The organism is Curtobacterium sp. MCLR17_040, assembly GCF_003234735.1.
Taxonomy (GTDB): Bacteria; Actinomycetota; Actinomycetes; order Actinomycetales; family Microbacteriaceae; genus Curtobacterium; species Curtobacterium flaccumfaciens.
In genome coordinates this window covers 157,121-179,829 of sequence record NZ_QKTE01000005.1, presented here as the reverse complement: position 1 = coordinate 179,829, position 22,709 = coordinate 157,121, and the positions used below count along the sequence as shown (strand labels likewise).

28 protein-coding genes are annotated in these 22,709 nt (G+C 71.8%); 20 read left to right on the top strand and 8 right to left on the bottom strand.

Features of this window, described 5'->3' with window-relative positions; genetic code table 11:
• The first annotated feature begins 37 nt into the window (after positions 1 to 37).
• Positions 38 to 685 carry a hypothetical protein gene (locus tag DEJ01_RS07115; RefSeq protein WP_111092603.1) on the top strand — a complete coding sequence of 216 codons (648 nt, stop codon included), beginning with the start codon at positions 38 to 40 and terminating at the stop codon, positions 683 to 685.
• A gap of 17 nt (positions 686 to 702) precedes the next feature.
• Here the strand turns inward: DEJ01_RS07115 and DEJ01_RS07110 are convergent, their stop codons facing one another.
• The 5 genes from DEJ01_RS07110 to DEJ01_RS07090 all read right to left on the bottom strand — a co-directional run bounded on the left by DEJ01_RS07110 (position 703) and on the right by DEJ01_RS07090 (position 5,049).
• Complete coding sequence (locus tag DEJ01_RS07110) at positions 703 to 1,623, bottom strand: hypothetical protein (protein WP_111092602.1); 921 nt, start codon at positions 1,621 to 1,623, stop codon at positions 703 to 705.
• 265 nt (positions 1,624 to 1,888) lie between these two features.
• Positions 1,889 to 2,257, bottom strand: a complete 369-nt coding sequence (gene fliW / locus DEJ01_RS07105; protein ID WP_111092601.1) for a flagellar assembly protein FliW — start codon at positions 2,255 to 2,257, stop codon at positions 1,889 to 1,891.
• Positions 2,254 to 3,135 (bottom strand): flagellar hook-associated protein FlgL, encoded by an 882-nt coding sequence (gene flgL / locus DEJ01_RS07100; RefSeq protein WP_111092600.1) that lies wholly within the window; start codon positions 3,133 to 3,135, stop codon positions 2,254 to 2,256. Before flgL ends, fliW begins: the two co-directional genes overlap by 4 nt.
• A gap of 2 nt (positions 3,136 to 3,137) precedes the next feature.
• Positions 3,138 to 4,559, bottom strand: a complete 1,422-nt coding sequence (gene flgK, locus DEJ01_RS07095) for a flagellar hook-associated protein FlgK (protein ID WP_111092599.1) — start codon at positions 4,557 to 4,559, stop codon at positions 3,138 to 3,140.
• A gap of 4 nt (positions 4,560 to 4,563) precedes the next feature.
• On the bottom strand, positions 4,564 to 5,049 hold the full coding sequence (locus tag DEJ01_RS07090) for a flagellar protein FlgN (RefSeq protein ID WP_071403931.1): 486 nt from the start codon (positions 5,047 to 5,049) through the stop codon (positions 4,564 to 4,566).
• Between the two features lie 444 nt (positions 5,050 to 5,493).
• Here DEJ01_RS07090 and DEJ01_RS07085 point away from each other — a divergent pair, with 444 nt between their 5' ends.
• The 19 genes from DEJ01_RS07085 to DEJ01_RS06990 all read left to right on the top strand — a co-directional run bounded on the left by DEJ01_RS07085 (position 5,494) and on the right by DEJ01_RS06990 (position 21,300).
• On the top strand, positions 5,494 to 6,309 hold the full coding sequence (locus tag DEJ01_RS07085) for a sigma-70 family RNA polymerase sigma factor (RefSeq protein ID WP_111030012.1): 816 nt from the start codon (positions 5,494 to 5,496) through the stop codon (positions 6,307 to 6,309).
• A gap of 118 nt (positions 6,310 to 6,427) precedes the next feature.
• Positions 6,428 to 7,267, top strand: coding sequence for a flagellin (locus DEJ01_RS07080; protein ID WP_071403929.1), 840 nt, complete (start codon positions 6,428 to 6,430; stop codon positions 7,265 to 7,267).
• A gap of 106 nt (positions 7,268 to 7,373) precedes the next feature.
• On the top strand, positions 7,374 to 8,762 hold the full coding sequence (gene fliD / locus DEJ01_RS07075) for a flagellar filament capping protein FliD (RefSeq protein WP_258375658.1): 1,389 nt from the start codon (positions 7,374 to 7,376) through the stop codon (positions 8,760 to 8,762).
• Between the two features lie 11 nt (positions 8,763 to 8,773).
• On the top strand, positions 8,774 to 9,247 hold the full coding sequence (fliS, locus tag DEJ01_RS07070) for a flagellar export chaperone FliS (RefSeq protein WP_111092598.1): 474 nt from the start codon (positions 8,774 to 8,776) through the stop codon (positions 9,245 to 9,247).
• Positions 9,237 to 9,539, top strand: a complete 303-nt coding sequence (locus DEJ01_RS07065; RefSeq protein ID WP_111092597.1) for a hypothetical protein — start codon at positions 9,237 to 9,239, stop codon at positions 9,537 to 9,539. The genes fliS and DEJ01_RS07065 overlap by 11 nt, the downstream gene beginning before the upstream one ends.
• Positions 9,540 to 9,772: 233 nt before the next feature.
• Complete coding sequence (locus tag DEJ01_RS07060; RefSeq protein ID WP_017886135.1) at positions 9,773 to 10,117, top strand: flagellar basal body protein; 345 nt, start codon at positions 9,773 to 9,775, stop codon at positions 10,115 to 10,117.
• Entirely contained in the window at positions 10,114 to 10,509 is a 396-nt protein-coding gene (locus DEJ01_RS07055) for a flagellar basal body rod protein FlgC (protein WP_017886136.1), read from the top strand. The genes DEJ01_RS07060 and DEJ01_RS07055 overlap by 4 nt, the downstream gene beginning before the upstream one ends.
• Positions 10,509 to 10,850 carry a flagellar hook-basal body complex protein FliE gene (fliE, locus tag DEJ01_RS07050; protein ID WP_027465513.1) on the top strand — a complete coding sequence of 114 codons (342 nt, stop codon included), beginning with the start codon at positions 10,509 to 10,511 and terminating at the stop codon, positions 10,848 to 10,850. The genes DEJ01_RS07055 and fliE overlap by 1 nt, the downstream gene beginning before the upstream one ends.
• Positions 10,850 to 12,520: a flagellar basal-body MS-ring/collar protein FliF gene (gene fliF, locus DEJ01_RS07045; RefSeq protein ID WP_111092596.1), complete on the top strand. Its 1,671-nt coding sequence runs from the start codon at positions 10,850 to 10,852 to the stop codon at positions 12,518 to 12,520. The genes fliE and fliF overlap by 1 nt, the downstream gene beginning before the upstream one ends.
• Before the next feature lie 8 nt (positions 12,521 to 12,528).
• Positions 12,529 to 13,569 (top strand): flagellar motor switch protein FliG, encoded by a 1,041-nt coding sequence (gene fliG / locus DEJ01_RS07040; RefSeq protein WP_071244891.1) that lies wholly within the window; start codon positions 12,529 to 12,531, stop codon positions 13,567 to 13,569.
• Entirely contained in the window at positions 13,562 to 14,236 is a 675-nt protein-coding gene (locus DEJ01_RS07035; RefSeq protein WP_111092595.1) for a hypothetical protein, read from the top strand. Before fliG ends, DEJ01_RS07035 begins: the two co-directional genes overlap by 8 nt.
• Positions 14,233 to 15,576, top strand: coding sequence for a FliI/YscN family ATPase (locus DEJ01_RS07030; RefSeq protein ID WP_071403925.1), 1,344 nt, complete (start codon positions 14,233 to 14,235; stop codon positions 15,574 to 15,576). The genes DEJ01_RS07035 and DEJ01_RS07030 overlap by 4 nt, the downstream gene beginning before the upstream one ends.
• Positions 15,576 to 16,007: a flagellar FliJ family protein gene (locus DEJ01_RS07025; protein WP_071403924.1), complete on the top strand. Its 432-nt coding sequence runs from the start codon at positions 15,576 to 15,578 to the stop codon at positions 16,005 to 16,007. The genes DEJ01_RS07030 and DEJ01_RS07025 overlap by 1 nt, the downstream gene beginning before the upstream one ends.
• On the top strand, positions 16,004 to 16,741 hold the full coding sequence (locus DEJ01_RS07020) for a C40 family peptidase (RefSeq protein WP_111092594.1): 738 nt from the start codon (positions 16,004 to 16,006) through the stop codon (positions 16,739 to 16,741). The genes DEJ01_RS07025 and DEJ01_RS07020 overlap by 4 nt, the downstream gene beginning before the upstream one ends.
• Positions 16,738 to 18,147, top strand: coding sequence for a flagellar hook-length control protein FliK (locus DEJ01_RS07010; protein WP_181438379.1), 1,410 nt, complete (start codon positions 16,738 to 16,740; stop codon positions 18,145 to 18,147). Before DEJ01_RS07020 ends, DEJ01_RS07010 begins: the two co-directional genes overlap by 4 nt.
• A gap of 25 nt (positions 18,148 to 18,172) precedes the next feature.
• Positions 18,173 to 18,616: a flagellar hook assembly protein FlgD gene (locus tag DEJ01_RS07005; RefSeq protein WP_071403921.1), complete on the top strand. Its 444-nt coding sequence runs from the start codon at positions 18,173 to 18,175 to the stop codon at positions 18,614 to 18,616.
• Positions 18,617 to 18,696: 80 nt separating this feature from the next.
• On the top strand, positions 18,697 to 19,872 hold the full coding sequence (locus DEJ01_RS07000) for a flagellar hook protein FlgE (RefSeq protein WP_110863826.1): 1,176 nt from the start codon (positions 18,697 to 18,699) through the stop codon (positions 19,870 to 19,872).
• Positions 19,873 to 20,302: 430 nt separating this feature from the next.
• Complete coding sequence (locus DEJ01_RS06995) at positions 20,303 to 20,629, top strand: helix-turn-helix transcriptional regulator (RefSeq protein ID WP_111054159.1); 327 nt, start codon at positions 20,303 to 20,305, stop codon at positions 20,627 to 20,629.
• Entirely contained in the window at positions 20,611 to 21,300 is a 690-nt protein-coding gene (locus DEJ01_RS06990; RefSeq protein ID WP_111092592.1) for a cation diffusion facilitator family transporter, read from the top strand. The genes DEJ01_RS06995 and DEJ01_RS06990 overlap by 19 nt, the downstream gene beginning before the upstream one ends.
• 25 nt (positions 21,301 to 21,325) lie before the next feature.
• On the opposite strand, the gene DEJ01_RS06985 is transcribed toward DEJ01_RS06990, so the two are convergent.
• The 3 genes from DEJ01_RS06985 to DEJ01_RS06975 form a co-directional block, all read right to left on the bottom strand.
• A complete protein-coding gene (locus DEJ01_RS06985) occupies positions 21,326 to 21,616 on the bottom strand; it encodes a helix-turn-helix transcriptional regulator (RefSeq protein ID WP_111054161.1) in 291 nt (96 codons plus the stop codon).
• Between the two features lie 120 nt (positions 21,617 to 21,736).
• Positions 21,737 to 21,892 carry a hypothetical protein gene (locus tag DEJ01_RS06980; protein WP_017887460.1) on the bottom strand — a complete coding sequence of 52 codons (156 nt, stop codon included), beginning with the start codon at positions 21,890 to 21,892 and terminating at the stop codon, positions 21,737 to 21,739.
• Positions 21,893 to 21,981: 89 nt separating this feature from the next.
• Complete coding sequence (locus tag DEJ01_RS06975) at positions 21,982 to 22,617, bottom strand: isochorismatase family protein (protein ID WP_111092591.1); 636 nt, start codon at positions 22,615 to 22,617, stop codon at positions 21,982 to 21,984.
• Between the last annotated feature and the right edge of the window lie 92 nt (positions 22,618 to 22,709).

Sequence of the window (22,709 nt, the reverse complement as noted above, 5' to 3'; positions counted from 1 at the left end):
CGCTCACCGTACGCCGCACACGTGAGAGGCTCGCTGGATGGACACCGACCCCGCGCAGCGAGCCCTCGACGATGCCCGTCGTGCAGCCGGGTTCCTGCCCGTCGCACAGGTCATCGCCCTCGCGCCCGAGGTCCGGGTGCTCGATCCGGCGTCCGTCCTGATCGGGGTGGGCGTGTCGGTCCTGCCTGGCGTGGTGCTGTACCCGTCCACGACGCTCGAGACCCGTCACGGTGGGGCGATCACGCTGGCTACCGGTGCCCGCTTGGGCCCCGGACCCGTGACCGTCGTGGCGTCTGCGGCGACGGTGCACATCGGGGAGGGCGCCGAACTCGGCCCGGGCCCCGTCACCGTCGTCGCGGACGGGGCCGACGTCGTGATCGGTGGTCGGGCTCGCCTGACGGCCGGGTGTCTCGTCGAGGGGCCGGCGCGGATCGGTGTGGGCGCGCAGGTGCTCGGGCCGGTGTCCGTGCGCGACGTCGAGCTCGAGGACGGCGGCGACCACCGCGAACCCGACCCGGACCACCGCGGCGGCGTGGTGAAGGGCACCGGGCCGGTCCGTGGGGTGCGCGTGGGGCTCGGCGAGGTCGTGGTCGGTGGGGCAGTGGACATCGGGGCGTCCTCCGGCCGCCCGCGGATCGAGCGTCAGCGCACGTACCACCCGGATGCGCCGCGTCGTCCGCGCTGATCGTCGAACACGCAGCCTCAGCACGGGACACCCGCACGCCGCAGGGCAGCCCGCACCCGGTCGGGCTGCATCAGGTCGGCCCACGAGAGCCGCACGACCGCGCGGACCTCGGGGAACGACCGGATGAAGTCCTCACGCCGCTTCTCGCGCCAGTGCGCGTCCGCGGTGGAGCGCCCGTCGAGCAGCACCGGGTCCTCGTACTTCGTGCGGCCGTCGACCTCGACCACGACGCCCTGGTCCGGGAACCAGAAGTCCACGATCGCCGTGGCCGATCCGGCTTGGGCGAACACGTGCTGCTGCACCGGCTCCGGCACTCCGAGCTCCCGGAACCGCACCCGGCACACCGACTCCGCGGGTGACCCCGACAGCGCCGACCCCATCCCCACCGCAATCCCCGCCTTGGTCTGAGCGAAGGCCAGCGATGCGTGTTCTGCGTCCAGCGCCTCACGGTCGGCGAGCCGACGGGAGAGCACGGCATCGACGACGGGGAGTGCTTCGAGCAAGGAGCGTGTCGCAGCGACGTCGATGGCGGTCCTCGCGGCCGTCGTCGTGGGGGTCGCCTGCTGATCGACGAGGACTGCGGGTGACCGCTCCTGTGCACCGTGCCGGACGAACCACGCCGTGACACGGGTGTGCGTCGTGGTCGGATCGGTGAGGTGCACCTTGGGTGGTGCTGCCCCGATCAACGGGAGCCCGAGGACCGCGCAGGCAGACTGGTGTGAGACGACATCGGTCGCTCGGAGTCGGTGCGCCGAGGCACGAACGAGCACGTGGTGCTGCTCACCGGGGTGCATCCCGTCGAGTGCATCCGGGCGGACGAGGACGCCGGGGCGGAGGCGTTCGTACCGTCCCCGGTGGACATCGCGCTCGAGCGCGCGGCGTTCAGCGGAGGTCGCCCCCGTCGTGCGGATCAGTTCGACGTCGTTCGCTCTGGACATGGCACCAGGCTCGCCGAACCTCGTGGTTCAGCTCCCGCCATCGTCCGATCTGTGGAGAGCCGGGCGGCGACGACGACCGGTGCAGGACTGACCAGCTGCAATGCGTACACATCTTCCGACGATCCACGCGTCGAACGACTCGTGCCTTGTCGTCACATGTACACGCAACCTCTGCGTGCACATCTTCCGACGATCCACGCCGAGAACGACTGGTGGACTGTCGCAGAACGGGTGCGAAGCAGCCCCGCCCGCGCGCCCGCCCGCGCTACACCCGCGCGAGCTCCGCCCGCAGCGGCAGGTCCTGCTCCTCGAGGATGACCTGCGCGCCCACGGCGGTCCGGGCGTTCACGACGATCGGCGCGAGCAGGTTGACCGTGGTGCCGGACACGCCGGGGTTCGCGACGACGAGCAGCATCGCGTCGGCGGGGTCGGTCAGCCCGAGCCCGGCGGCCTGCTCGTCGGTGAGCTCCGGCGCGTACGACGGCAGGTGCACCGCGGCGTCGAGCAGGAACAGCCGTGCGTCGTCACCGACGAGCGTGAACAGCCCCTCGGCGCCCTCGACCGGCGAGAGCTCGAAGGCCGCGGCGGGAGCGAGCCCGAACGGCGGGACGGCGAAGGTCAGGGAGATGCTCATCGGAGGTAGTCCATCAGGGTCGGCTGCAGGACCTTCGCGGTGACGGCGAGGGCTGCCTGGTAGTTGGTCTGCTGCACCTGCAGGTCGAGGACGGCCTTGGCGAGGTCGACGTCCTCGATGTCGGCGCGACGGCTCTCGAGCGAGACGGTCGCGGACTTCAGCGAGTCCTGCGCCGTGAGCGCGGCGGCGTGCCGGATCCCGACGTCGGCCTGGGCGCCGCGGAGGGTCCCGAGTGCGCCGTCCACGTCGTTGATCCGAGCGTTCACGTTCACCCCGTTCTGCAGGTCGTTGACGATGGAGTCGATCACCGCGAACACCGAGTCGTCGCCGGAGCCGAAGACCGCGGTGCCGGCGGTGTCGACGCGCACGGTCGTGCCGTCACCGATCCGCCGGGACACGTCGGTGCCGGCGGCCGCCCAGCCCGTGGCCGGGTCGTAGGCAGCAGCGGCGGTCGAGGATCCCGCGAACACCGAGCGGGTGCCGTAGGTGGTGTTGGCACGCGCCTCGAGGTCCGCCTTGAGCGACCGGAACTGCGTGACGAAGGCGTCGCGGTTCGTGTCGCTCATGGTGCCGGAGTTCGCGGCCTGCACGGTGAGGTCGCGGACGCTGTTGAGCACCGAGTAGACGCTCGACAGCGCGCTGTCGGTGGTCGCGAGCCAGGCTGCGGCGTCGTTCGCGTTCCGCGAGTACTGCGCCGCGGCGGCCTGCTCCTTGCGCACCTGCATCGACGAAGCGGTGCCGACCGGGTCGTCCGAGGGCTTCTGGATCGCACGCAGCGTCGTGGCCTGGTCGGTGAGCTCGGCGACCCGCGCGGCACCGGCCTGCAGCCGGGCCGACGCGGCCGCCATCGACATCTGGGTGGTCACACGGGTGATCACGATCAGCCCCTCCCGACGAGTCCGACGCGGTTGATGATGGTGTCGAGCATCTCGTCGACCGCGGTCAGGACGCGCGCCGCGCCCTGGTACGCGTGCTGGTAGCTCAGCAGGTTGACGTTCTCCTCGTCGAGGTCGACGCCGGCGCTCGACTGCTGCTGGGTGCGTGCGTTGGTCAGCGCGAGTCCGGTCATGGTGGATTCCGACGTCGCCGACCTGGAGGCGGTGCCCACCCCCGCCACGAACGTCGCCCAGACCTGGTCGGCACCGTCCGACGACGCCCCGAGTCGCGCGAGCGCGTCGGCGAACGAGTCGTCGAGTTCCCCCGCCGCGTTCCGCGTCGCCAGCCCACTGGCGTCCGTGGGGACGACGCCGAGTGCCTGGGCGGCCGGGACGCCGGCCGCCAGGGAGAAGAAGGGTGCGCCGGTGGTGCCGGCCGGGGTGGTCCCGGCGGCGTGCAGGGTGTTCACGGTGGTGGCGAACCGCGTGGCCACGGCGTCGTAGGACGCGGAGGCCTCGGCGAGTGCGCCGCCGGTACCGGTGCCGGACGCCGGCGCGAGGACCGCGAGGGCGCCGCCGATGGAGCCGCCGCTCAGCCCGACCGCCCCGGCCGTTCCGGTGGTCCAGGTCAGGGTGACGGCGGTGCCGTCGGCGAGACGCTCGCCGCCGCCGAGGGCGACCGAGCGGGCGTCGGTGCCCTGCACGAGCGGGTTGCCGCCGAGGAGCACGTCGACCGTGCCGTCGGCGTTCGTCCGGGTGGTGCCGCCGGCGAGCGTGGCGATCTGCTGCGTGAGCTGGTCGCGCTGGTCGAGCAGCTCGTTGGCGGTGCCGCCCGAGGCGAGCGCGGTGCGGATCCGGCCGTTCAGGTCGGCGACCTGCTCCGCGGCGCCGTTCAGCTGGGCGACCTGCCCGGTCAGGGTGCCGCGCACCGAGGACCACTGCGCGTCGACGGCCTTCGAGCCGGCGGCCAGCGCGGAGACGACGGTGCCGGCGGCCCCGAGCACCGCGCTGGCGGCACCCGGGTCGTCGGGGTGGCTGGCGAGCTCGCTCCAGGACGACCAGAACGCGTCGAGCTTGGCGCTCAGGCCGTCCTTGCCGGGCTCGTGCAACCCGGTCTCGAGGGCGGACAGCGCCGTGGCACGGGCATCGGCGTAGGCCGACGAACCGGCGGCGACGCGGACGCCGGCGTCGAGCGTCAGGGACGCCAGGCGGGCGATGCCGTCGACCGAGACGCCCTGGCCGGCGAGGGCCGCGGTGCCCCGCATGAACCCGGTCTGGGTCGCGGGGATCGAGTTCTGCGTGACGCGCTGCCGCGTGTACCCGGCGGTGCCGGCGTTCGCGATGTTCTGGCCGGTGACGTCGATGCCGGCACGGGCGGCGGCGAGGCCGGAGTAGGCGGTCGCGAGGGATCCGAAGGTGCTGACCACGGTGCTACAGCGTCCCCTCGAACAGGCGGGCGCCGTCCTGGCCTGCGCCGGACGTGCCACTGGCGTCGTAGGTGGCGGCACCGGTGACGGTCCCCGCCAGGGTCTCCTCGGTGGCCTGGGCGGCCGCACGGAGGAACCGGTCGTTCTCGTCGCGCAGGGCGCCGATCTGGGTGGTCAGTTCGACCATCGCGGTGAGGTGCGACGACAGGATCTCGCCCCACGGCCCGTTCGGTGCCGCGGCGACGACGTCGCGCAGGGGAGCGTCGGCGGGGACGCCCCACTCCTCGGCGACCTCGGCGCTCTGTGCGGCGCGTTCGAGACCGGTGCTGCGGAGCCGGTCGAGGACCTGCTCGACCTCGCGGCTGGCGTGCGACACCCAGCGGGAGCGGCCCGCGGTGAGCAGGAGCTGCTCCTCCTCGAGCTTGAAGGTGAGCAGTTCGAGCAGCTCGCGTTCGCGCCAGAGCACGGCGGACAGGTCGTTCACGCTCATCAGCTCCTCCCAGGTGGTGGTTCGTCGGGGGTGGCCCCCGGTCCGTCATCCTGCGGACACCGGGACCTATCGACTCGGTGACCGCGACCGTAAGCCCCGACGACCGAGTGCCGTCACCCGTACTCGTCGACGCTGTGACCCGATGACCCCCGGCGGGGGACAAGAACGAGCGTTCCCGACCCCGGGTCCCCCCAAATGCCGACCGAAAAGGGGGCCTGACACCCCCGCACTGGGGACGGTTGTGGACCTGTTCAGCGCATTGCCAGCCGATACATTCAGAACGCACCCCGGGGGACACCCGGAACCGCTCGGGAACGATGCGGGGTGCACCGCTCGGAGGGACCCGGGCGGGTCTTCGGCGTACGCACCGGCCATCCGAGGCCGGCGTCCGTCGCGCCCACGGACGGGTGAGCCGACACACGTCAGGTCGACCAGGGGAACAGCATGGACCGCACCGAACGCAACGCGATGATCGTGGAGCACCTCCCGCTCGTGGGCTACATCGTGGCCGACGTCCGCTCCCGGGCGACGCACCTGGACCGCGACGACCTCGCCGCCGTCGGGTCCCTCGCACTCGTCGCAGCCGCCGAGGCGTTCGACCCGACCCTCGGCGTGCCGTTCGGCGCCTACGCCCGCACCCGGATCGCCGGCGCGCTGGCGGACGACATGCGCTCGGCCGACTGGGCGTCCCGCGGCACCCGGAAACGGATCCGCGAGACCCTCGCCACGCAGGAGGCCCTGTCCGCGCGCCTCGGCCGGAGCGTCGGTGCGCAGGAGATCGCCGATGCCATGGGCGTCGACAAGCAGACCGCCGTCGACGCGATGAGCGACGCTGCCCGCACCGTCGCGCCGCTCGACGAGACCGTGCACGACCTCGTCGCCGCGGACCTGCCGCTCCCCGGGGACGACCTGCTCGAGACCGAGAAGCGCCGGTACCTCCGCGCCGCGGTCGAGGCCCTGCCGGAGCGGATGCGCTTCATCGTCGAGGCCGTCTACTTCGGCGACCGCTCGGTCACCGACGTCGCCGCCGAGCTCGGCATCACGCACTCGGCCGTCTCGCAGCAGCGCTCCGAGGCGATGCGCCTGCTCCACGACGGTCTCGCCGCCCACTACGGCGACGGCACGACCGTCGAGCCGGCGAGCCGCACCACCGCGGCCCGCCGCAGCGCCTACCTTGCCCGTGTCGCCACGAACGCCGCCGCCGGTGTCGCCCGTGCCGTGCACGACGCCGCAGCAGGACCGGCCGTCGCGGCGAGTTGAGACGTCGGCGGAAACTTCTCCGCCGATCCCCTAACGACTCCCGGCAACCGGTCGAGAGTCATCCATGTCAGCCCACGGACGGGCCGACGCACGACCCACATTCACGGAGGAAACCACCATGGGTATGTCCATCAACACCAACCTCTCGGCACTCAACACGTACCGGAACCTGAACTCGACGCAGAACGACCTGTCGAAGTCCCTCGAGAAGCTCTCGAGCGGCCTCCGCATCAACCGTGCTGCCGACGACGCGTCCGGTCTGACGATCTCCGAGGGGCTGAAGTCCCAGGTCGGTGGCCTCACGGTCGCCGCCCGCAACGCGCAGGACGGCATCTCCGTCGTGCAGACCGCTGAAGGTGGCCTCACCGAGACCCACTCGATCCTCCAGCGCATGCGCGACCTGGCCGTCCAGGCCGGCAACGACTCGAACAACGCGGACTCCCGCACGGCGATCACCACCGAGGTCGGCGAGCTCACCAAGGAGCTCACCCGCATCTCGGCGTCGACCAACTTCAACGGCATCAACCTGCTCGACGGCTCCGCCGGCGCCGCAGGCGTCCTGAAGTTCCAGGTCGGCGCGAACGGCGACGCGGCGAGCCAGATCGACGTGGACCTGTCGAAGTCGAACGTGGAGTCCGTGTCGACCGCGGTCGGCGCGCTCACCTTCGACTCGGCGACGAACGCTCAGGCTGCCATCACCGCGATCGACGAGCAGATCAAGTACGTCTCCGCCGCCCGTTCGAGCATCGGTGCAGTCCAGAACCGCTTCGACCACGCCATCAACGTGACGAACGTGGCCAAGGAGAACCTCACCGCTGCCTCCTCGCGCATCACCGACGTCGACATGGCGGAGGAGATGGTCAAGTACACGCGCGACAACATCCTCAGCCAGGCCGGCACCTCGATGCTCGCGCAGGCGAACCAGAGCACCCAGGGCGTGCTCTCGCTCCTGCGCTAGCCATCACGACGTCCGTCCTCCGGGCCCGATCGGGTGCCCCGGAGGACGGACGCCGCCGTCCTGACCACCTCCACGACGCCAGGGAGTGTCGACGATGTCCTCGTCCGTGTCATCGAGCACCAGCCTCGCGATCGACGGTCTGGTCAGCGGTCTCAAGACGACCGACCTCATCAACTCGCTGATGAGCGTCGAGGGGGTCCCGCAGACCCTGCTCAAGAACAAGCTCACCACCACCAACTCGTTCATCTCGTCACTGCAGACGCTCAACGGGTTGATCCAGGGGCTCGCCACGAAGGCCGCGGACGCCGCGAAGGCCTCGTCGCTCGACCTCTTCGCCGCGACGAGCACCGCGCCGAGCGTCACCGCCGTCACCGGTACCGGAGCGACCGCGGGCTCCATCAGCTTCACCGTCGGATCGACCGCCTCGGCCCAGGTCGGGGTGACGGCCGCGATGTCGACGTGGTCGACCGGTGCGCAGCCGATCACGATCGTCGGCGCGGACGGGAAGTCCACCACCGTGACGCCGGCGTCCGGTTCGCTCGACGACGCCGTGTCCGCCCTGAACAAGTCCGGTGCGGGCGTCACCGCGACGAAGGTCGCCGCCGGCACCGACGCCGACGGCACCAAGCTCTACCGCCTGCAGCTCACGTCCGCCAAGACCGGAGCGGCCGGCGGGTTCCAGGTGTACCGGGGCGGCGCCGACGAGGTGGCAGCGGGCACCGCGACGAACGTCCTCACCGAGACCGGTGCCGCCGTCGTCACCGCGGCGACCGACGCCAGCGTCACCCTCTGGGCCGGCACCGCCGCCGCGCAGACGGTCACGAGCGCCACGAACACCTTCACCGGTCTCGTCCCCGGGGTCGACGTCACCGTCTCGAAGGCCACCACCGAGCCCGTCACCGTGACGGTCGCGCAGGACACCACCAAGGCGCAGTCCGTCGCCTCCGGGCTCGTCGACGCCATGAACGCGATCGCGGCCTACTACAAGACGAACACCGCGGTGTCGAGCTCGACGAGCGCGACGTCCGGCACCACGACGACGAAGGCCGGCGTCCTGCTCGGCGACGGTGCGTCCCGCGACGCCGTGCAGCGGCTCACGAGCACGATGTCCGCCCCGGTCGACGGCAAGTCCCCGTCGACGATCGGCATCGTGATCACGAAGGACGGCACGTTCACCTTCGACCCCGAGGTCTTCCAGAAGGCCCTCGCGACCGACCCGAAGGCCACCCAGGCGATGCTCTCCGGGGTCGCCGCGAACGTCGGCGCCGCGGCCGCCGCCGCGTCCGACAAGTACGACGGCTCGGTCACCACGTCCATCACCGGGCAGCAGGCCGTCGCCAAGGACCTCACCACCCAGATCGACAGCTGGACCGACCGGCTGGCGATGCGCCGAGCCTCGCTGCAGACCCTCTACTCATCCCTCGAGACCAGCCTCAGCAAGCTCCAGTCGCAGTCGAGCTGGCTCGCCAGCCAGCTCGCTTCGACGTCGAGCTGACGGGAACGACCATGACCTTCGACTTCCAGGCAGCCGCCTTCCGCCAGGCCGCCCAGCCGCGCACCGTCACCGACCAGCGTCGTGCCCAGTACACGAACGAGGCCGTGCTGTCGGCGACGCCGGCCCAGCTCGTGACGATGCTCTACGACCGGCTGCTGCTCGACCTGCACCGTGCCGAGGCCGCGCAGGTCGCCGCCGACTGGGAGACGGCCCGCGAGCAGCTCCTGCACGCCCAGGCGATCGTCGGCGAGCTCTCGAGCACCCTCCGGATCGACGTCTGGGACGGTGGCGAGGGCCTGCTCGCCGTCTACAACTACGCCTCCACGTCGCTCATCACGGCGAACGTGCACCGCGACGTGCAGGCCACCCGCGACTGCATCCGGATCCTCGAGCCGCTGCGTCAGTCGTGGCACGAGGCAGCCGCGTCGCTGCCCGCGACACCCGCCACGCAGCAGCCGACCAGGGGAGCCCTCGGTGTCGCCTGAGCCGTCCGCAGAACGAGCCGCATGGGAGGCCCTGCTCACGTCCCTGGAGCACGACGCGGCCGGGCAGGCGGCCGACCCCACGGCCGTGGACGGGTGGTCGGAGCCGGCCGGGCTGGGACCGCTGCCGCGTGGCCTGGTGGGACGGGCCTCCCGGCTGCTCGCCGCGCAGCGGGACCGCATGACGGTGCTCGAGGCGGACCGCCGCTCGACGCTGGAGCACCTCGGTGCCCTGCGCGCCGTCGACGCCACGCGCGAGCCCCGTGGCTCCGTGTACCTCGACGCTTCCGCCTGACCGCGCCCCCGCACCAGTTCTGCGACAGAGCACCCGTCGATCGACGGGTGCTCTGTCGCATCTCGGGTGCTCCGCCCCGCGCCCCACCGCCCCCCGTTCGGGGCGACGCCTAACGCGGCGGACGACGGGCTCCGATAGCGCCACTCGAGCACGGATCGCTCACCAGTTCGGCCAGGGATCGGCCACCACCGCACGGCGACGTCGCACCGACGACGCCTGACGAGGGGACCCCCGTGTTCGATTCCGTGACGAGCGTCGCGCTGCAGAGCGCACTCGACGGTCTGTCGATGCGCCAGAAGGTGATCGCGAACAACATCGCGAACATCAACACGACGAACTACCACGCTGAGAAGGTCCAGTTCGAGGACGCCCTGGCGAAGTCGATCGTGGACGGCGACGGCGCCACCACGCCGACGATGGCGCGCAGCCTCGAGCCGACGAACACGAACGGCAACAACGTCAACCTCGACGAGGAGACGCTGTCGAACATCGACACCGTGCTGCGGTACCAGTTCGCCACGCAGGCGATGAACTCCGAGCTCACCAGCGTCCGTGCGGCGATGCGGACGAACTCGTGACGACCTTCGACGCGATCGGCATCGCGAGCACCGGCCTGACCGTGCACCGGAAGTGGCTCGACGCCGTCTCGGACAACATCGCCAACGCGAACACCGTGAAGTCGATGGACGACACCGCGTTCCAGGCGCGCTACGTCGAGGTGCAGGAGGGTGCCGGCGTCTCCGGCGCCTACGTCAAGGGCGCTGCGTTCGGCAGCGCCGCCGGCCGTGTGACCTACGACCCGGACAACCCGCTCGCGAACGAGGAGGGCTACGTCCGCATGCCCGACATCGACCTCGGCACGCAGATGGCGGACCTCATCATGGCCCAGCGCGGCTACCAGGCGAACGCCGCCGTGGTCGACCGTGCCAAGACCGCCTACGAGGCGGCACTGCAGATCGGGAAGAACTGATGCCCATCGACGCCGTGAACGGTGTGACCACCAACGCGATGACGAACGCCCTGACGAGTGTGTCGGGGACGTCCAGCGACAGCACGAACGCCACCGGTGCCGCCGGCGCGACGACCGACGGCAGCGGGTTCGCCGCGAGCCTCGGCAACGCCGTCGACGGGCTGCAGTCGCTGCAGAGCGACTCGAAGACCCTCGCGCTCAAGGCCGTGACCGGCAACCTCGACGACATCCACGACGCCACGATCGCCGCCACCCGCGCACAGGTCACGCTCGAGCTCGTCTCCGCGGTCCGCAACAAGGGCGTCGACGCCTTCAACGAGATCATGAGGATGCAGGCCTGATGCCCGTCGCGTTCAAGAACGTCTTCGCGCGCCTCAGCGCCTACGTGAAGGGCTTCTCCGCCGCCCAGCGCACCATCGCGATCCTGGCGATCGCGGCGCTCGTGCTCGGTGGGATCGCCCTCGCGTCCTGGCTCGGCAAGGCGTCCTACGCGCCGCTCTTCACCGGGCTCGCCGCGGCCGACGCGAGCTCCATCACGGACCAGCTGCAGACCGACGGTGTGCCGTTCCAGCTCACCGACGGCGGCGCGACGATCCTCGTGCCGCAGGCGCAGGTGTACTCGGAGCGGCTCAAGGCGGCGTCGAACGGCCTGCCGTCGTCGAACGAGGGCGGCTACTCGCTGCTCGACAAGATGGGCGTGACGAGCTCGGAGTTCCAGCAGGACGTCACCTACAAGCGTGCGATGGAGGGCGAGCTCGCCAAGACCATCGGTGCGATGGACGGCGTGCAGACCGCCACCGTGCAGCTCGCGATCCCGGAGAAGTCGGTGTTCGTCTCCGAGGAGAAGGACCCGACCGCGTCGGTGTTCATCGCGACCGACAACGGCACGCAGCTCAGCACCGACCAGGTGCAGGCCATCGTGCACCTGACGAGCGCCTCGGTCGAGGGCATGCAGCCCACCGACGTCTCGGTCGTCGACGCGAAGGGCCAGACCCTGTCCGCCGTCGGCACCGGTGCGACCGGAAGCGGCGCGGACCAGGCCGCCGACTACGACGCGGCGACGAGCAAGAAGATCCAGGACCTGCTCGACACGACGCTCGGCGTCGGCAACGCGACCGTCGTGGTATCCGGGACGATGAACCAGGAGTCCGGCACCCGGACGTCCGAGAGCTACACGAGCCCGACCTCGGGCCCGGTCGCACTGAACGAGTCGAGCACCACCGAGGAGTACGGCGCCGGCTCCGGCGCGGGGAGCGGCGCGACGGGGGTCCTCGGTCCGGACAACATCGCCGTCCCGAACGGCACCGCGACGAGCGGCACCGGTGACGACGGGTACAAGAACGAGTCGGCGACGAAGAACAACGCCGTCGACCACACCACCGAGACCACGCAGATCCCCTCGGGCGGGCTCGACCGGCAGACCATCTCGGTCGCGCTGAACTCGAAGGCCGACGCCGTGCAGAACGCGAACCTGCAGAGCATCAACGACCTGGTGTCCGCCGCCGCGGGTGTCGACCAGAACCGTGGCGACCAGGTCAAGGTCGCGATGATGGACTTCGACACCAGCGCTTCCGACCAGGCCGCCAAGGCCCTGGAGGCCCAGCAGAAGGCCGACCAGCAGGAAGCACTGTGGTCGTCGATCCGCACCGCCGGCATCGTGATCGGCATCGTCCTCGCCGTCATCGCGATCATGTTCTTCGTCGCCCGCCGCAACCGGAAGCAGGAGCGCGAGGCCGTCGACCTCGGCGAGCTCGACGCCTTCGCCGGTGAGACGTTCCAGCTGCCCCTCGCGATGGACGGCGTCGACGACCGGGCGACGCTCGGTGCCGGTGACGCCCCGACCGCCGTGCTGTCGGCGATGCCCGCCGGCGACGCCCCCACCGAGGTGCTCACGACCGAGGAGATCACCGCCGAGCGCCGCCGTCAGGACATCTCCGCCCTGGCCGAGCGCGACCCGAAGCGCACCGCCGAGCTCCTGCGCGGGCTCCTCGACGACCGGGCACCGGTGTGAGCGCGCTGATGCCGAGCCCCGGCGGCGGTTCCGGTCCGAGCGACCGTGCGCTGACCGGTGCGCAGAAGGTCGCGCTCATCCTCATGCAGATGGAGACCGACCGCGCCGCCGAGGTGATGAAGCAGTTCACCGAGATGGAGGCCGAGGAGATCTCCGCCGAGATCGTCCGGATGCGCCGCGTCGAGGACACCGTCGTCGACCAGACGCTGTCGGAGTTCCACCGGATCACGATGAGCGGTCGGCTGCAGAAGCGCGGCGGCAAGGAGACCGCCCTCGGGCTGCTCGAGGCGTCGTTCGGCGCCGAGCGGGCCGCCGGCGTGATGGACCGTCTGGCCTCGAACCTCGCCGGCCAGTCGTTCGACTTCCTCGACGACGCCGAACCCGGCCAGGTCATCTCCCTGCTCGAGGGCGAGCTGCCGCAGACGATCGCCCTCGTGCTCGCCCACCTGGGCCCCGGGCAGGCCAGTGCCGTGCTCGCCGGGATCGACGAGCGTGTCCGCACCGACGTCGCCCAGGCCTTCGCCACCATGGGCAGCGCGACCCCCGAGGCCGTCGGCATCGTCGCCGGTGTGCTGCGCCAGCGCGCCGGGGCCGTCGTGTCGCCGCGTGAGAGCGTCGAGGTCGTCGGTGGCATCGCGCCCCTGGTCGACATCATCAACCGCTCGGACGTCGCCACCGAGAAGGCCGTGCTCGAGGGACTCGAAGCCCGCGACCCGGAGCTCGCCGAGGACATCCGCTCCCGCATGCTGACCTTCGAGGACATCGTGAAGCTCGAGTCCCGCGACATCCAGCAGGTGCTGCGCGGCATCGACTCGAAGATCCTCGCGACCGCCATGAAGGGCGCAGCCGGGCCGGTCGTCGAGACCATCCGCGCGAACGTGTCCGAGCGCAACCGCGAACTGCTCGACGACGAACTGCAGGCCATGGGGCCGGTCCGCGTCTCGCAGGTCGAGGAAGCCCGTGCCGAGGTCGTCCGCTCCGTGCGCGAGCTCGAGGCCCAGGGCGTCGTCACCGTGCACCGCGCCGAGGAGGACGAGCTCGTTGACTGACACCGTCGTGCACCGCGTCGCCTTCCCGGTGCTCGCCGACCCCGCCGGACGCGAGCGCGCGTCGAGCGCGGACGTCCGCGGGCACGCGGCCGGCTACACCGCCGGCCTGCGGGCCGCGCAGGCCGAGACCGACGCCCTGCGTGCCCGGCTCGAGGCCGAGCACGCCGCGCGGATCACCGCGCTGCAGGCCGACACGGCCCGCCGGATCGCGGTCCTCGACGCCGCCACGAACGCCATGCTGTCCACGGTCGCACCCGTCCTGGGGGACGCCGAGGCGTCGGTCGCGAGTGCGGCAGTCGACCTGGCCGAGGCGATCGTCGGCAACGTGGTCCGCGCCTCCAGGCCCGCACACGACGCGACCGTCGCCGACGGTCCGGACGGACCGGGCAGCCGGGAGGCCCGGATCGCGTCCGGCGCCGAGGCCACCGTCCGGCGGGCGCTCGCGTCCGTCGACCGCACGGTCCCAGTGGCCGTCCGGCTCAGCCCGGCGGACGCCGCGCGCGTCGCCGGCCTCGACCTGCCGGTGCCGGTCGTCGCCGACGGCGCCCTGCGCGACGGCGACGCCGTCGTCGACCTGCCGGACGGCATGCTCGACGCGCGCATCGCCACGGCGCTCGACCGCGCCCGCACCGCCCTCCGTGTCGACGCGACGGGAGCCGACCGGTGACCGCCACGCTGCTCCGTCCGCGCGGTCTCGACGAGGCGCTCCTGCGGGCCGCGCCCCAGCGGGTCGGTGTCGTCACGAGCGCCGTCGGCCTGGGGCTGACGATCGCCGGGCTCGACGCCCGCGTCGGCGAGGTCGTCACGGTCGGCGCCGAGGACGGCGAGCAGACCGCGGTCGAGGTCGTCGCCACCGATGCCTCGGGCGTCCGCTGCATGCCGCTCGGCCGCCTGACCGGCGTGACCGCGGGCACCCCGGCGCGTCCGACCGGCCGCCCGGTGCTCGTGCCGACCGGATCCGGTCTGTTCGGCCGCGTGCTCGACGGACTCGGCCGACCGATCGACGACCGCGGCCCGCTCGAGGGTCCCGGCGGCGAACCGGTCACCTGGGTCCCGCTCGACCACGACACCCCGAGCGCGATGGCCCGGACCCGCATCGACACCCCGATGCAGCTGGGCGTCCGCGTGCTCGACACCCTGACCACCGTCGGCCGCGGGCAGCGCATGGGCCTGTTCGCCGGGTCCGGCGTGGGCAAGTCGTCGCTGCTGTCGATGATCGCGCGCGGGAGCGACGCGGCCGTCAACGTCATCGCCCTGGTGGGGGAGCGCGGCCGTGAGGTGCGCGAGTTCCTGGAGGACGACCTGGGACCCGAGGGGCTCGCCCGCTCGATCGTCGTGGTGTCGACCTCCGACGAGCCGGCGCTCATGCGCCTGCGTGCCGCGTTCGTCGCCACCCGCATCGCCGAGTCGTTCCGCGATGCCGGGCAGGACGTCGTGCTCATGATGGACTCGCTCACCCGCGTCGCGATGGCGCAGCGTGAGATCGGCCTGTCGGTGGGGGAACCGCCGGCCACCCGGGGCTACCCGCCGTCGACGTTCTCGGTGCTCGCCGGACTGCTCGAGCGTGCGGGGACCGACCGCGTCGGCAGCATCACGGGCATGTACACCGTGCTCGTCGACGGCGACGACCACAACGAGCCGATCGCCGACGCCGCTCGCAGCATCCTGGACGGCCACGTCGTGCTCGACCGCAGGCTCGCGATCACCGGGCACTTCCCGTCGGTCGACGCCCTCGGCTCGGTGTCCCGCGTCGCCTCGAAGGTCACCCGACCCGAGCAGCGTGCCGCCGCCACCGTGCTGCGGAAGGTGATGGCCGCCCGAGCCGGGGCCCAGGACCTGCTCGACGTCGGTGCGTACCAGCGCGGGTCGAACCCGCTCGTGGACGCCGCCGTCGACCACCAGGGATCGATCGACGCGTTCCTGCGCCAGGGCATGGACGAGCGGGCCACGGCTGATGCGTCCTGGCAGCGCCTCGGCGGCCTCGTGCAGCAGCTGGGGGTGTCGTGATGGCCCGCCGTTTCCCGCTCGCCGGCCTCCTGCGCCTGCGTCACACCGAACAGGACCGTGCCGCCGCCACACTGGCCACCGCGAACGAGCGCGTCCGTGACGCTGCCGACGCCCGGATCGCCGCACGCCGGAGCCTCGCCGACAGCGAGGACGCCCAGCCGATCCAGGACGCCGCCACCCTGAGCGCCGTCGCCGCAGCCCGTGCCGCGACCCGCGGGATGCTCGAGGAGCTCGACGCCGTGGTGCAGAACCGCCGTGCCGACGCCGACCGGGCGCAGCAGGACTACACCGCCGCGCGTCGCGCCGCCGTCGGCCTCGAGAAGCTCGAGGGCAAGCACACCGAGCAGCAGGCGGCCGAGGAACTCCGGACCGAACAGAACGCCCTCGACGAGATCGCGGCACGACGCCGCACGGAAGGTGGTGCCCGATGAGCGTCGAAGCGGTGCTCTCCCGGATCTCGGAGATCCGGTCCCAGATCGACACGCTGCGCGGCGGGACGGCCACGGCTGCCCCGAGCGCCTCCGCCACCAGCGGTGCCGCGGGATCGTCGGCCTTCGCCGATGCCCTCGCGACCGCCGACGGCACGACCGGCGCCGCGAGCGCTGCCGGTGCGACGGCCGCAGCGACCCCGACGGCCACCCGTGCCCCGGCGACCTCGGTCGACGCCGGTGCCGGCACCCTCGCCACCGGCAGCGGTGCGACCGGCGCCGATGTGGTGGCCGACGCGAAGAAGTACCTCGGCGTGCCGTACGTGTTCGGCGGGGAGACGACCGCGGGCATGGACTGCTCGGGCCTGGTGCAGACGGTCTTCAAGGACCTCGGGGTCACGATGCCCCGGGTCGTGCCGGACCAGGCGAAGATGGGCGTCGAGGTCGGCTCACTGAAGGACGCGCAGCCCGGCGACCTGATCATCCCGAAGGGCGAGGGCCACGTCGTCATCTACGTCGGCGACGGCAAGGTGCTGCACGCGCCGCGCCCCGGCAAGGACGTCCGGATCGTCGACAACTGGTACTCCGACGCCGACATCGCGACCATCCGCCGGATCGTCCCCGCCCAGGCGGCTCCGGCGACCGTCGCCGCGCCGACCGCCTCGGCTGCGCGTTCCGCGACCGACCTGCAGACCGCCGCGCTGCTGTCCATGATGCAGTCCGGGAGCGCCGCATGAGCCTGACCATCGCCACCCAGCCGTCCGTGCCCACCGCTCCGGGCTCCAGCCGGGGTGCATCGTCCGACCCCGCTGCTGCCGGGTCCTTCGGTGCGGCACTGACCGCCGCCGTCGCGACCGAGCGGCACCCCGGAGACGGTGCTGCCGGGCGGGACGACGCCGACGGCCGCACGGCGGACGGCTCGGCTGCGACGCCGAGCACCGCCGTTACGCCGTCTGCGTCCGCGTCCACGTCTACGTCCGCGTCGGACCAGTCGGTGCCCGCGACCGAGGCAGCGCCCGTCGACGCGCAGGCGCTGCTCGCCGCTGGACTCGTGGCCGTGACCGCACCGATCGCTCCTGCCAGCCGCGCCGCCGAGACGCCCGCCCGCGACCCACACGCCGCCGTGGCCGCAGGGGTGACCGCCGGAACGACCAACACCACGACCACGACACCGCCGTCGGTGGAGGGGGACGCCTCGACGCCGGTCCCGTCGACCCCGGCGCCGACCACCGCTCCCACAATGGCGACCCCGCAGCAGGCACCGGCGTCGGGCGCGGCACGGGGAACCGCTGCCGCAGCGACGACGGGCACGGCGACCACCGCCGCGACGCCCCCCGCCGTGACCCCCGCCGGCACCGCGTCTCCGGTCGCTGCCGCGACGACCGTCGCCGGCGCAACCCCCACGACGACCGCTGCGTCGACGACCACGGCCACGACCGCCCCGGCGACCGCCGCCCCGACGGCCGCTGCCGCGATCGCGGCCCCCGCCGCCTCCCGCACCGCCGACGGCGACACCGCCACCGTGACCCCTGCGCAGGCGCCGGTCGTTGCGGCCGCCGCCCCGGCAACCGGCACCGGCTCCCGAGCCGGCCACGGGACGGAGCAGCAGGCGTCGACGCCGGGTGATCCGGGCCTCCCGGCCGTCGCCCCCAGCCGCGGTGGTGAGACGCCGTTCGTCATGTCGACGACGCCGACCGCCGCGCCCGCCGCGGCGACTGCGCCGGCCCCGGCACCGCTCGCCCAGCAGCTGGCGCGACCGGTGTTCTCGCTCGCACAGGCCGGCCCCGGCGAGCACGTCGTCACCGTGCAGGTCGTGCCGGACAGCCTCGGCCCGGTCACGGTCCGCGCGCACGTCACCGCGCACGGCATGCACGTCGAGCTGTTCGCCGCGTCGGACGCCGGCCGCGAGGCCGTCCGCCAGGTCCTGCCGGACCTGCGGCGGGATGCGGCCGGCACCGGTGTGAGCACCACGCTCGACCTGTCGTCGCAGAACCAGCCGCAGGATGCGCCGGGTCGCGACGAGCGTCCGGCCGCGCGTGCGCTGCCTGGTGACCCCGGCCTGGAGGCGCGGGTCACCCCGCGTCCGCAGCCCACCGCCCACACGCCCTCCATCCGCACCGCGGGACTCGACGTCCTCGCCTGATCCGGCTCACGAACAGGAACGCACCATGCCCATCGACGGCATCACCGGCAGCGTGGACCCGACCGCGCAGGCCGCGGCCCTCGCCGCGAACTCCACCGCCCAGAAGTCCCAGACGATGGACTCCGAGGTCTTCATGAAGCTGCTCGTCACGCAGCTGCGCAACCAGGACCCGTCGTCGCCGATGGACACCAACCAGATGATCGGCCAGCAGACGCAGCTCGCGATGATGGAGCAGATCACCAACCAGACCACGACGGGGAACGAGAACTTCTCGCTCCAGATGCGCATCGCCGCAGCGAACCTCGTCGGCAAGCAGGTCAGCTACACCGACGCCGACTCGGGCAAGTCCGTCACCGGGACCGCCTCGGCCGTGTCGTACGCGAACAGCGTCCCCACGGTCACCGTGAACGGGAAGGAGGTCGCTCTCGACGTGATCTCCGGCATCACCACCACCGCTCCGGCGTCCTGACGCCCGCTGTTTCCTTCTCTGTTCTTCCTCGCTCTTCCTCGTACTTCCTCGCTCTTCCTGCCTCTCCGAAAGGACGCACCATGCTCCGCTCGCTCTACTCCGGGATCTCCGGCCTCCGCTCCCACCAGCAGATGCTCGACGTCACCGGCAACAACATCGCCAACGTGAACACCGTCGGCTTCAAGTCGTCGACGACCGTGTTCCAGGACACCCTGTCGCAGATGACCCAGGGTGCCGGCGGACCGCAGACCGGCATCGGCGGCACGAACCCCGCCCAGATCGGCCTCGGCGTGCAGGTCGCCGGAGTCTCCACGAACTTCTCGCAGGGCTCGGCGCAGGCCACCGGCAAGGCCACCGACCTGATGATCTCGGGCGACGGGTTCTTCGTCACCCGCCTGGGCAACGACACCGTCTACACCCGTGCCGGGGCGTTCGACTTCGACGCCAACGGCCGCCTGGTCACCGCCGACGGCAAGATCGTGCAGGGCTACCCGGCCACGAACGGCGTCGTCAACGAGAACGGCCAGCTGTCCGACATCACGCTGCCGCTCGAAGCAGCGGCCCCGGCGGTCCGCACCACCGCCGCCACCGTCGCCGGCAACCTGCCGTCCGAGACCGCCGTCGGCCAGACCATCACCCGCGAGGCCACCGTGTACGACGCCTCGGGTGCCAAGCACACGATGTCGCTCGCCTACACGCGCACCGCCGACGGCTGGGACGTCACCGGGCGCAACGGCCAGGGCACCACGGCGACGACCTCGCTGACCTTCGGCACCGACGGCAAGCTGACCGCCGGCGGCACCCTCGCCGTCGGGGGCATCCGGGTCGACATGGGCGACCTGACCGGGTTCGCCTCGCTCAACACCGCGGCGATCGGCTCGCAGAACGGCCGCGAGGCCGGCGCGCTGCAGGGCTACTCGATCTCGAAGGACGGCACCGTCACCGGCACGTTCTCGAACGGCGCGTCGCTCGCGCTCGGCCGCATCGCGCTCGCCACGTTCGCCAACCCGGCCGGCCTCGAGAAGACCGGGGCGTCGGGCTACCGCGCCACGGCGAACTCGGGCGGGGCGACGGTCGGCGGCCCCGGCTCGGCGGGCGTCGGTTCGCTCGCGGCGGGGACGCTCGAGATGTCGAACGTTGACCTGTCGCAGGAGTTCACGAACCTGATCGTGGCGCAGCGAGGGTTCCAGGCGAACGCCCGCATCATCACCACCTCGGACGAGGTGCTGCAGGAGCTCACGAACCTGAAGCGCTAGGCGCGGGGGCTCGGGTCGCGGGTGCTGCGCTCGCGTCTCGGGTCGCGGGCGCTTGGTGAGCAGGAACGGTCGGGTGCTGAAGGGGGACTCGACCGTTCCTGCTCACCGTCGTTCGTGGTGCAGGGAGTTCGACGCCGGTCCGTGACGAATCGGCGCGTCGCGACGTCTCATCGGTGCGATGCGCGAGAACCCCGACACCGACCACCAGTCCGACCACCGATGCTGCAGCGTCTTCGACCGCTGGCGGTGTGAGCGTCCGGACGGCCATCCGGGTCCCCACGCATCGGGCGCTGGCGGCACCCGCACGAACTGGAACGACGGGTTGACCGGGCGTCGGCTCAGGGAGGTCTGAGCCCGAACGCTGCCCGGGAGCGCGACGCGTCGTCCGGATCGGTGGCGGTCTGGGCGTGGCCCGATGTATGGTCAGCGCATGCTGACCATTGCCTCGCGGCACGACGTGTTGAACCGTCTCGGGCGGGCGCTCTCCGACCCCACGCGTGCGCGGATCCTGCTCCGGTTGCTCGACGGACCCGGCTACCCAGCGCGGCTCGCCCAGGAACTCGAGTTGACGCGGACGAACGTGTCGAACCACCTGGCGTGCCTGCGCGGCTGCGGGATCGTCGTCGCCGTGCCCGAGGGGCGTCGGACCCGCTACGAGATCGCCGACCGCAACCTCACCCGCGCGCTCGAGTCCCTGGTCGACGTGGTGTTGGCGGTGGACGTCACCGACGACGACGGATGCGAGGTCGAGCGGTGACCACGACCGCGGTGTCGCTCGCACCGGCTCGTGTCGGCGTGCTCCGGAGACGGATCAGGTGGATCGTCGCGGCGACCATCGCCTACAACGTGATCGAGGCCGTCGTGGCGATCGCCGCCGGTTCGGTTGCCTCGTCCACCGCGTTGATCGGCTTCGGGCTCGACTCGATCGTCGAGGTCCTGTCGGCAGCGGCCGTCGCGTGGCAGTTCGCCGGGCGTGACCCGGAGGCCCGGGAACGAACGGCACTGCGGGTGATCGCGGTCTCGTTCTTCGGGCTCGCCGTCGTGGTCAGTGTCGATGCCGTCCTGACCTTCACGGGTGTCCGGTCGCCGGAGCACAGTCCGGTCGGCATCGTGCTGGCCGCGGTGAGCCTGGCGGTCATGCCGTTCCTGAGCCTCCTCGAACGGCGGACCGGACGCGAACTCGGTTCGGCGTCGTCGATCGCCGACTCGAAGCAGACGCTGATCTGCAGCTACCTGTCGGCGGCGGTGCTGCTCGGCCTGCTGGCGAACAGCCTGTTCGGCTGGTGGTGGGCGGACCCGCTCGCCGGACTCGTCGTGGTCGTGTTCGCCGTGCGCGAGGGGCTCGAAGCCTGGCGCGGCGACGCGTGCAAGCAGCCGGTGTCGGCGCTGACGGGGGAGCGCGAGGGCGACGGCTGCGACTGCTGCTGAACGGACTCTGCCCGCGGTCGGCGGTTCAGTCGGCTTCGGACTCGCTGACGTGGCTCACCGCGTCACCGACGATGTGCGCGATGTGCTCGTCGTGCAGCGAGTAGACGGCGTTCCGCCCGATGCGCTCGACCTGCACGATGCCCGCGAGCCGCAGCGTGCGGAGGTGCTGGGACACCAGGGGCTGCGACAGCTCGGTCGCGTCGGCGAGGGAGCCGACGTCGGAAGGCTGGGAGATCAACGCCGACAGGATCCGGAGTCGGGCGGGCGAGGACAGCGCCTTGAAGAGTTCGGCTGCTGCTTCGATCCCGTCTGACATGGACTCATGTAAGCGCACGCGCATACGTGCATGCAACACGACGGCCCCGGCGCGGTGCGTCGGGGCCGTCGTGCAGGTCCGTCGATCGGTGCTGATCACGGGCCTGCGCTGATCAGGAGATCAGTGCTCGTCGTAGTGGTCGCCGTGCTGGGCGTGCTTGTGGCCGTCGTGGACGAAGTCGACGTGGTCCTCGTGCTGGACCGTCTCGTGGCCGCAGCCGTCCTGGTGGGTGTGCTCGGCGACGGTGTGCTCTGCGCTGTTCTCGTGCTCGGCCATGGTGACCTCCTGCTGATCGTCGGTTGGGATGCCCTCAGCGTAGATCACATATGCAGAAGTAGCAATACATTTATAGATGAGAACGGATGTCAGCCCGGGAACCGCTGGGTTCCCGCGACGGCCGAGGTCGGCAGCGCGTCCCCGGGGATCGCGACTCCGGCGGTGAGTGCCGACGTCCACTCCGCGGTCGGTGCGACCGCGGCGAGGTTCGACTGCAACAACGCCATCAGCGTGCGGTGCACCGTCTCGGCGGACACGGCCCCGCCGGCGTTGACGATGTTGATCGCGCCGGTCGCGTCGGACAGCACCTCGACCGAGACGCCGAGCGCCTCCGCCTCGGCTGCCGAGGCGATGATGCAGTTGTTCGTCATGAAGCCGACCAGGGTGACCGTGTCGATCGACCGCTCCTGCAACCAGGCGAGCAGGTCCGTGTGGGCGAAGATGGAGCTGAACCGCTTCGTGACCTGATGCCACTGGGGCGTCCGTCGTCGCTCGATCTCGGGGTGCAGGGCGAACGCCTCCGTCGTCGGGTTGAACACCGGCGCAGCGTCACCGGCGGTGTGCTGGACGACGACGATCGGCGTGCCGGCAGCGGTCGCGGCGTCGATCGCGGTCGTGATCTGCGCGAGCGCGTCGCGGACGGGCGGGAACCGGACCTCGAGTGGACCGCTGAAGTACTCCAGCTGGATGTCGACGAGGACGAGGGCGCGCTGGGGATCGGACACGGGAGCTCCTTGGGTCGGTAGGCGTACTCGACGATCCTCGTCCGCCGACACCCTCGGTGCGATTGGCACGCGTGCGTCGGTACGATGGATCC

What these genes read in the sequence shown, in the direction of transcription:
- fliS (WP_111092598.1), top strand. Translation starts at nt 8,774, where the DNA reads ATGACCTTCGACTTCCAGGCAGCCGCCTTCCGCCAGGCCGCCCAGCCG.
- DEJ01_RS06985 (WP_111054161.1), bottom strand. Translation starts at nt 21,616, where the DNA reads ATGTCAGACGGGATCGAAGCAGCAGCCGAACTCTTCAAGGCGCTGTCC.
- DEJ01_RS06990 (WP_111092592.1), top strand. Translation starts at nt 20,611, where the DNA reads ATGCGAGGTCGAGCGGTGACCACGACCGCGGTGTCGCTCGCACCGGCT.
- fliG (WP_071244891.1), top strand. Translation starts at nt 12,529, where the DNA reads ATGCCGAGCCCCGGCGGCGGTTCCGGTCCGAGCGACCGTGCGCTGACC.
- DEJ01_RS07080 (WP_071403929.1), top strand. Translation starts at nt 6,428, where the DNA reads ATGGGTATGTCCATCAACACCAACCTCTCGGCACTCAACACGTACCGG.
- DEJ01_RS07110 (WP_111092602.1), bottom strand. Translation starts at nt 1,623, where the DNA reads ATGTCCAGAGCGAACGACGTCGAACTGATCCGCACGACGGGGGCGACC.
- DEJ01_RS07090 (WP_071403931.1), bottom strand. Translation starts at nt 5,049, where the DNA reads ATGAGCGTGAACGACCTGTCCGCCGTGCTCTGGCGCGAACGCGAGCTG.
- DEJ01_RS07025 (WP_071403924.1), top strand. Translation starts at nt 15,576, where the DNA reads ATGGCCCGCCGTTTCCCGCTCGCCGGCCTCCTGCGCCTGCGTCACACC.
- DEJ01_RS07115 (WP_111092603.1), top strand. Translation starts at nt 38, where the DNA reads ATGGACACCGACCCCGCGCAGCGAGCCCTCGACGATGCCCGTCGTGCA.
- DEJ01_RS07000 (WP_110863826.1), top strand. Translation starts at nt 18,697, where the DNA reads ATGCTCCGCTCGCTCTACTCCGGGATCTCCGGCCTCCGCTCCCACCAG.
- fliW (WP_111092601.1), bottom strand. Translation starts at nt 2,257, where the DNA reads ATGAGCATCTCCCTGACCTTCGCCGTCCCGCCGTTCGGGCTCGCTCCC.
- DEJ01_RS06995 (WP_111054159.1), top strand. Translation starts at nt 20,303, where the DNA reads ATGCTGACCATTGCCTCGCGGCACGACGTGTTGAACCGTCTCGGGCGG.
- DEJ01_RS07010 (WP_181438379.1), top strand. Translation starts at nt 16,738, where the DNA reads ATGAGCCTGACCATCGCCACCCAGCCGTCCGTGCCCACCGCTCCGGGC.
- fliF (WP_111092596.1), top strand. Translation starts at nt 10,850, where the DNA reads ATGCCCGTCGCGTTCAAGAACGTCTTCGCGCGCCTCAGCGCCTACGTG.
- DEJ01_RS07020 (WP_111092594.1), top strand. Translation starts at nt 16,004, where the DNA reads ATGAGCGTCGAAGCGGTGCTCTCCCGGATCTCGGAGATCCGGTCCCAG.
- DEJ01_RS07085 (WP_111030012.1), top strand. Translation starts at nt 5,494, where the DNA reads ATGGACCGCACCGAACGCAACGCGATGATCGTGGAGCACCTCCCGCTC.
- fliE (WP_027465513.1), top strand. Translation starts at nt 10,509, where the DNA reads ATGCCCATCGACGCCGTGAACGGTGTGACCACCAACGCGATGACGAAC.
- DEJ01_RS07005 (WP_071403921.1), top strand. Translation starts at nt 18,173, where the DNA reads ATGCCCATCGACGGCATCACCGGCAGCGTGGACCCGACCGCGCAGGCC.
- DEJ01_RS06980 (WP_017887460.1), bottom strand. Translation starts at nt 21,892, where the DNA reads ATGGCCGAGCACGAGAACAGCGCAGAGCACACCGTCGCCGAGCACACC.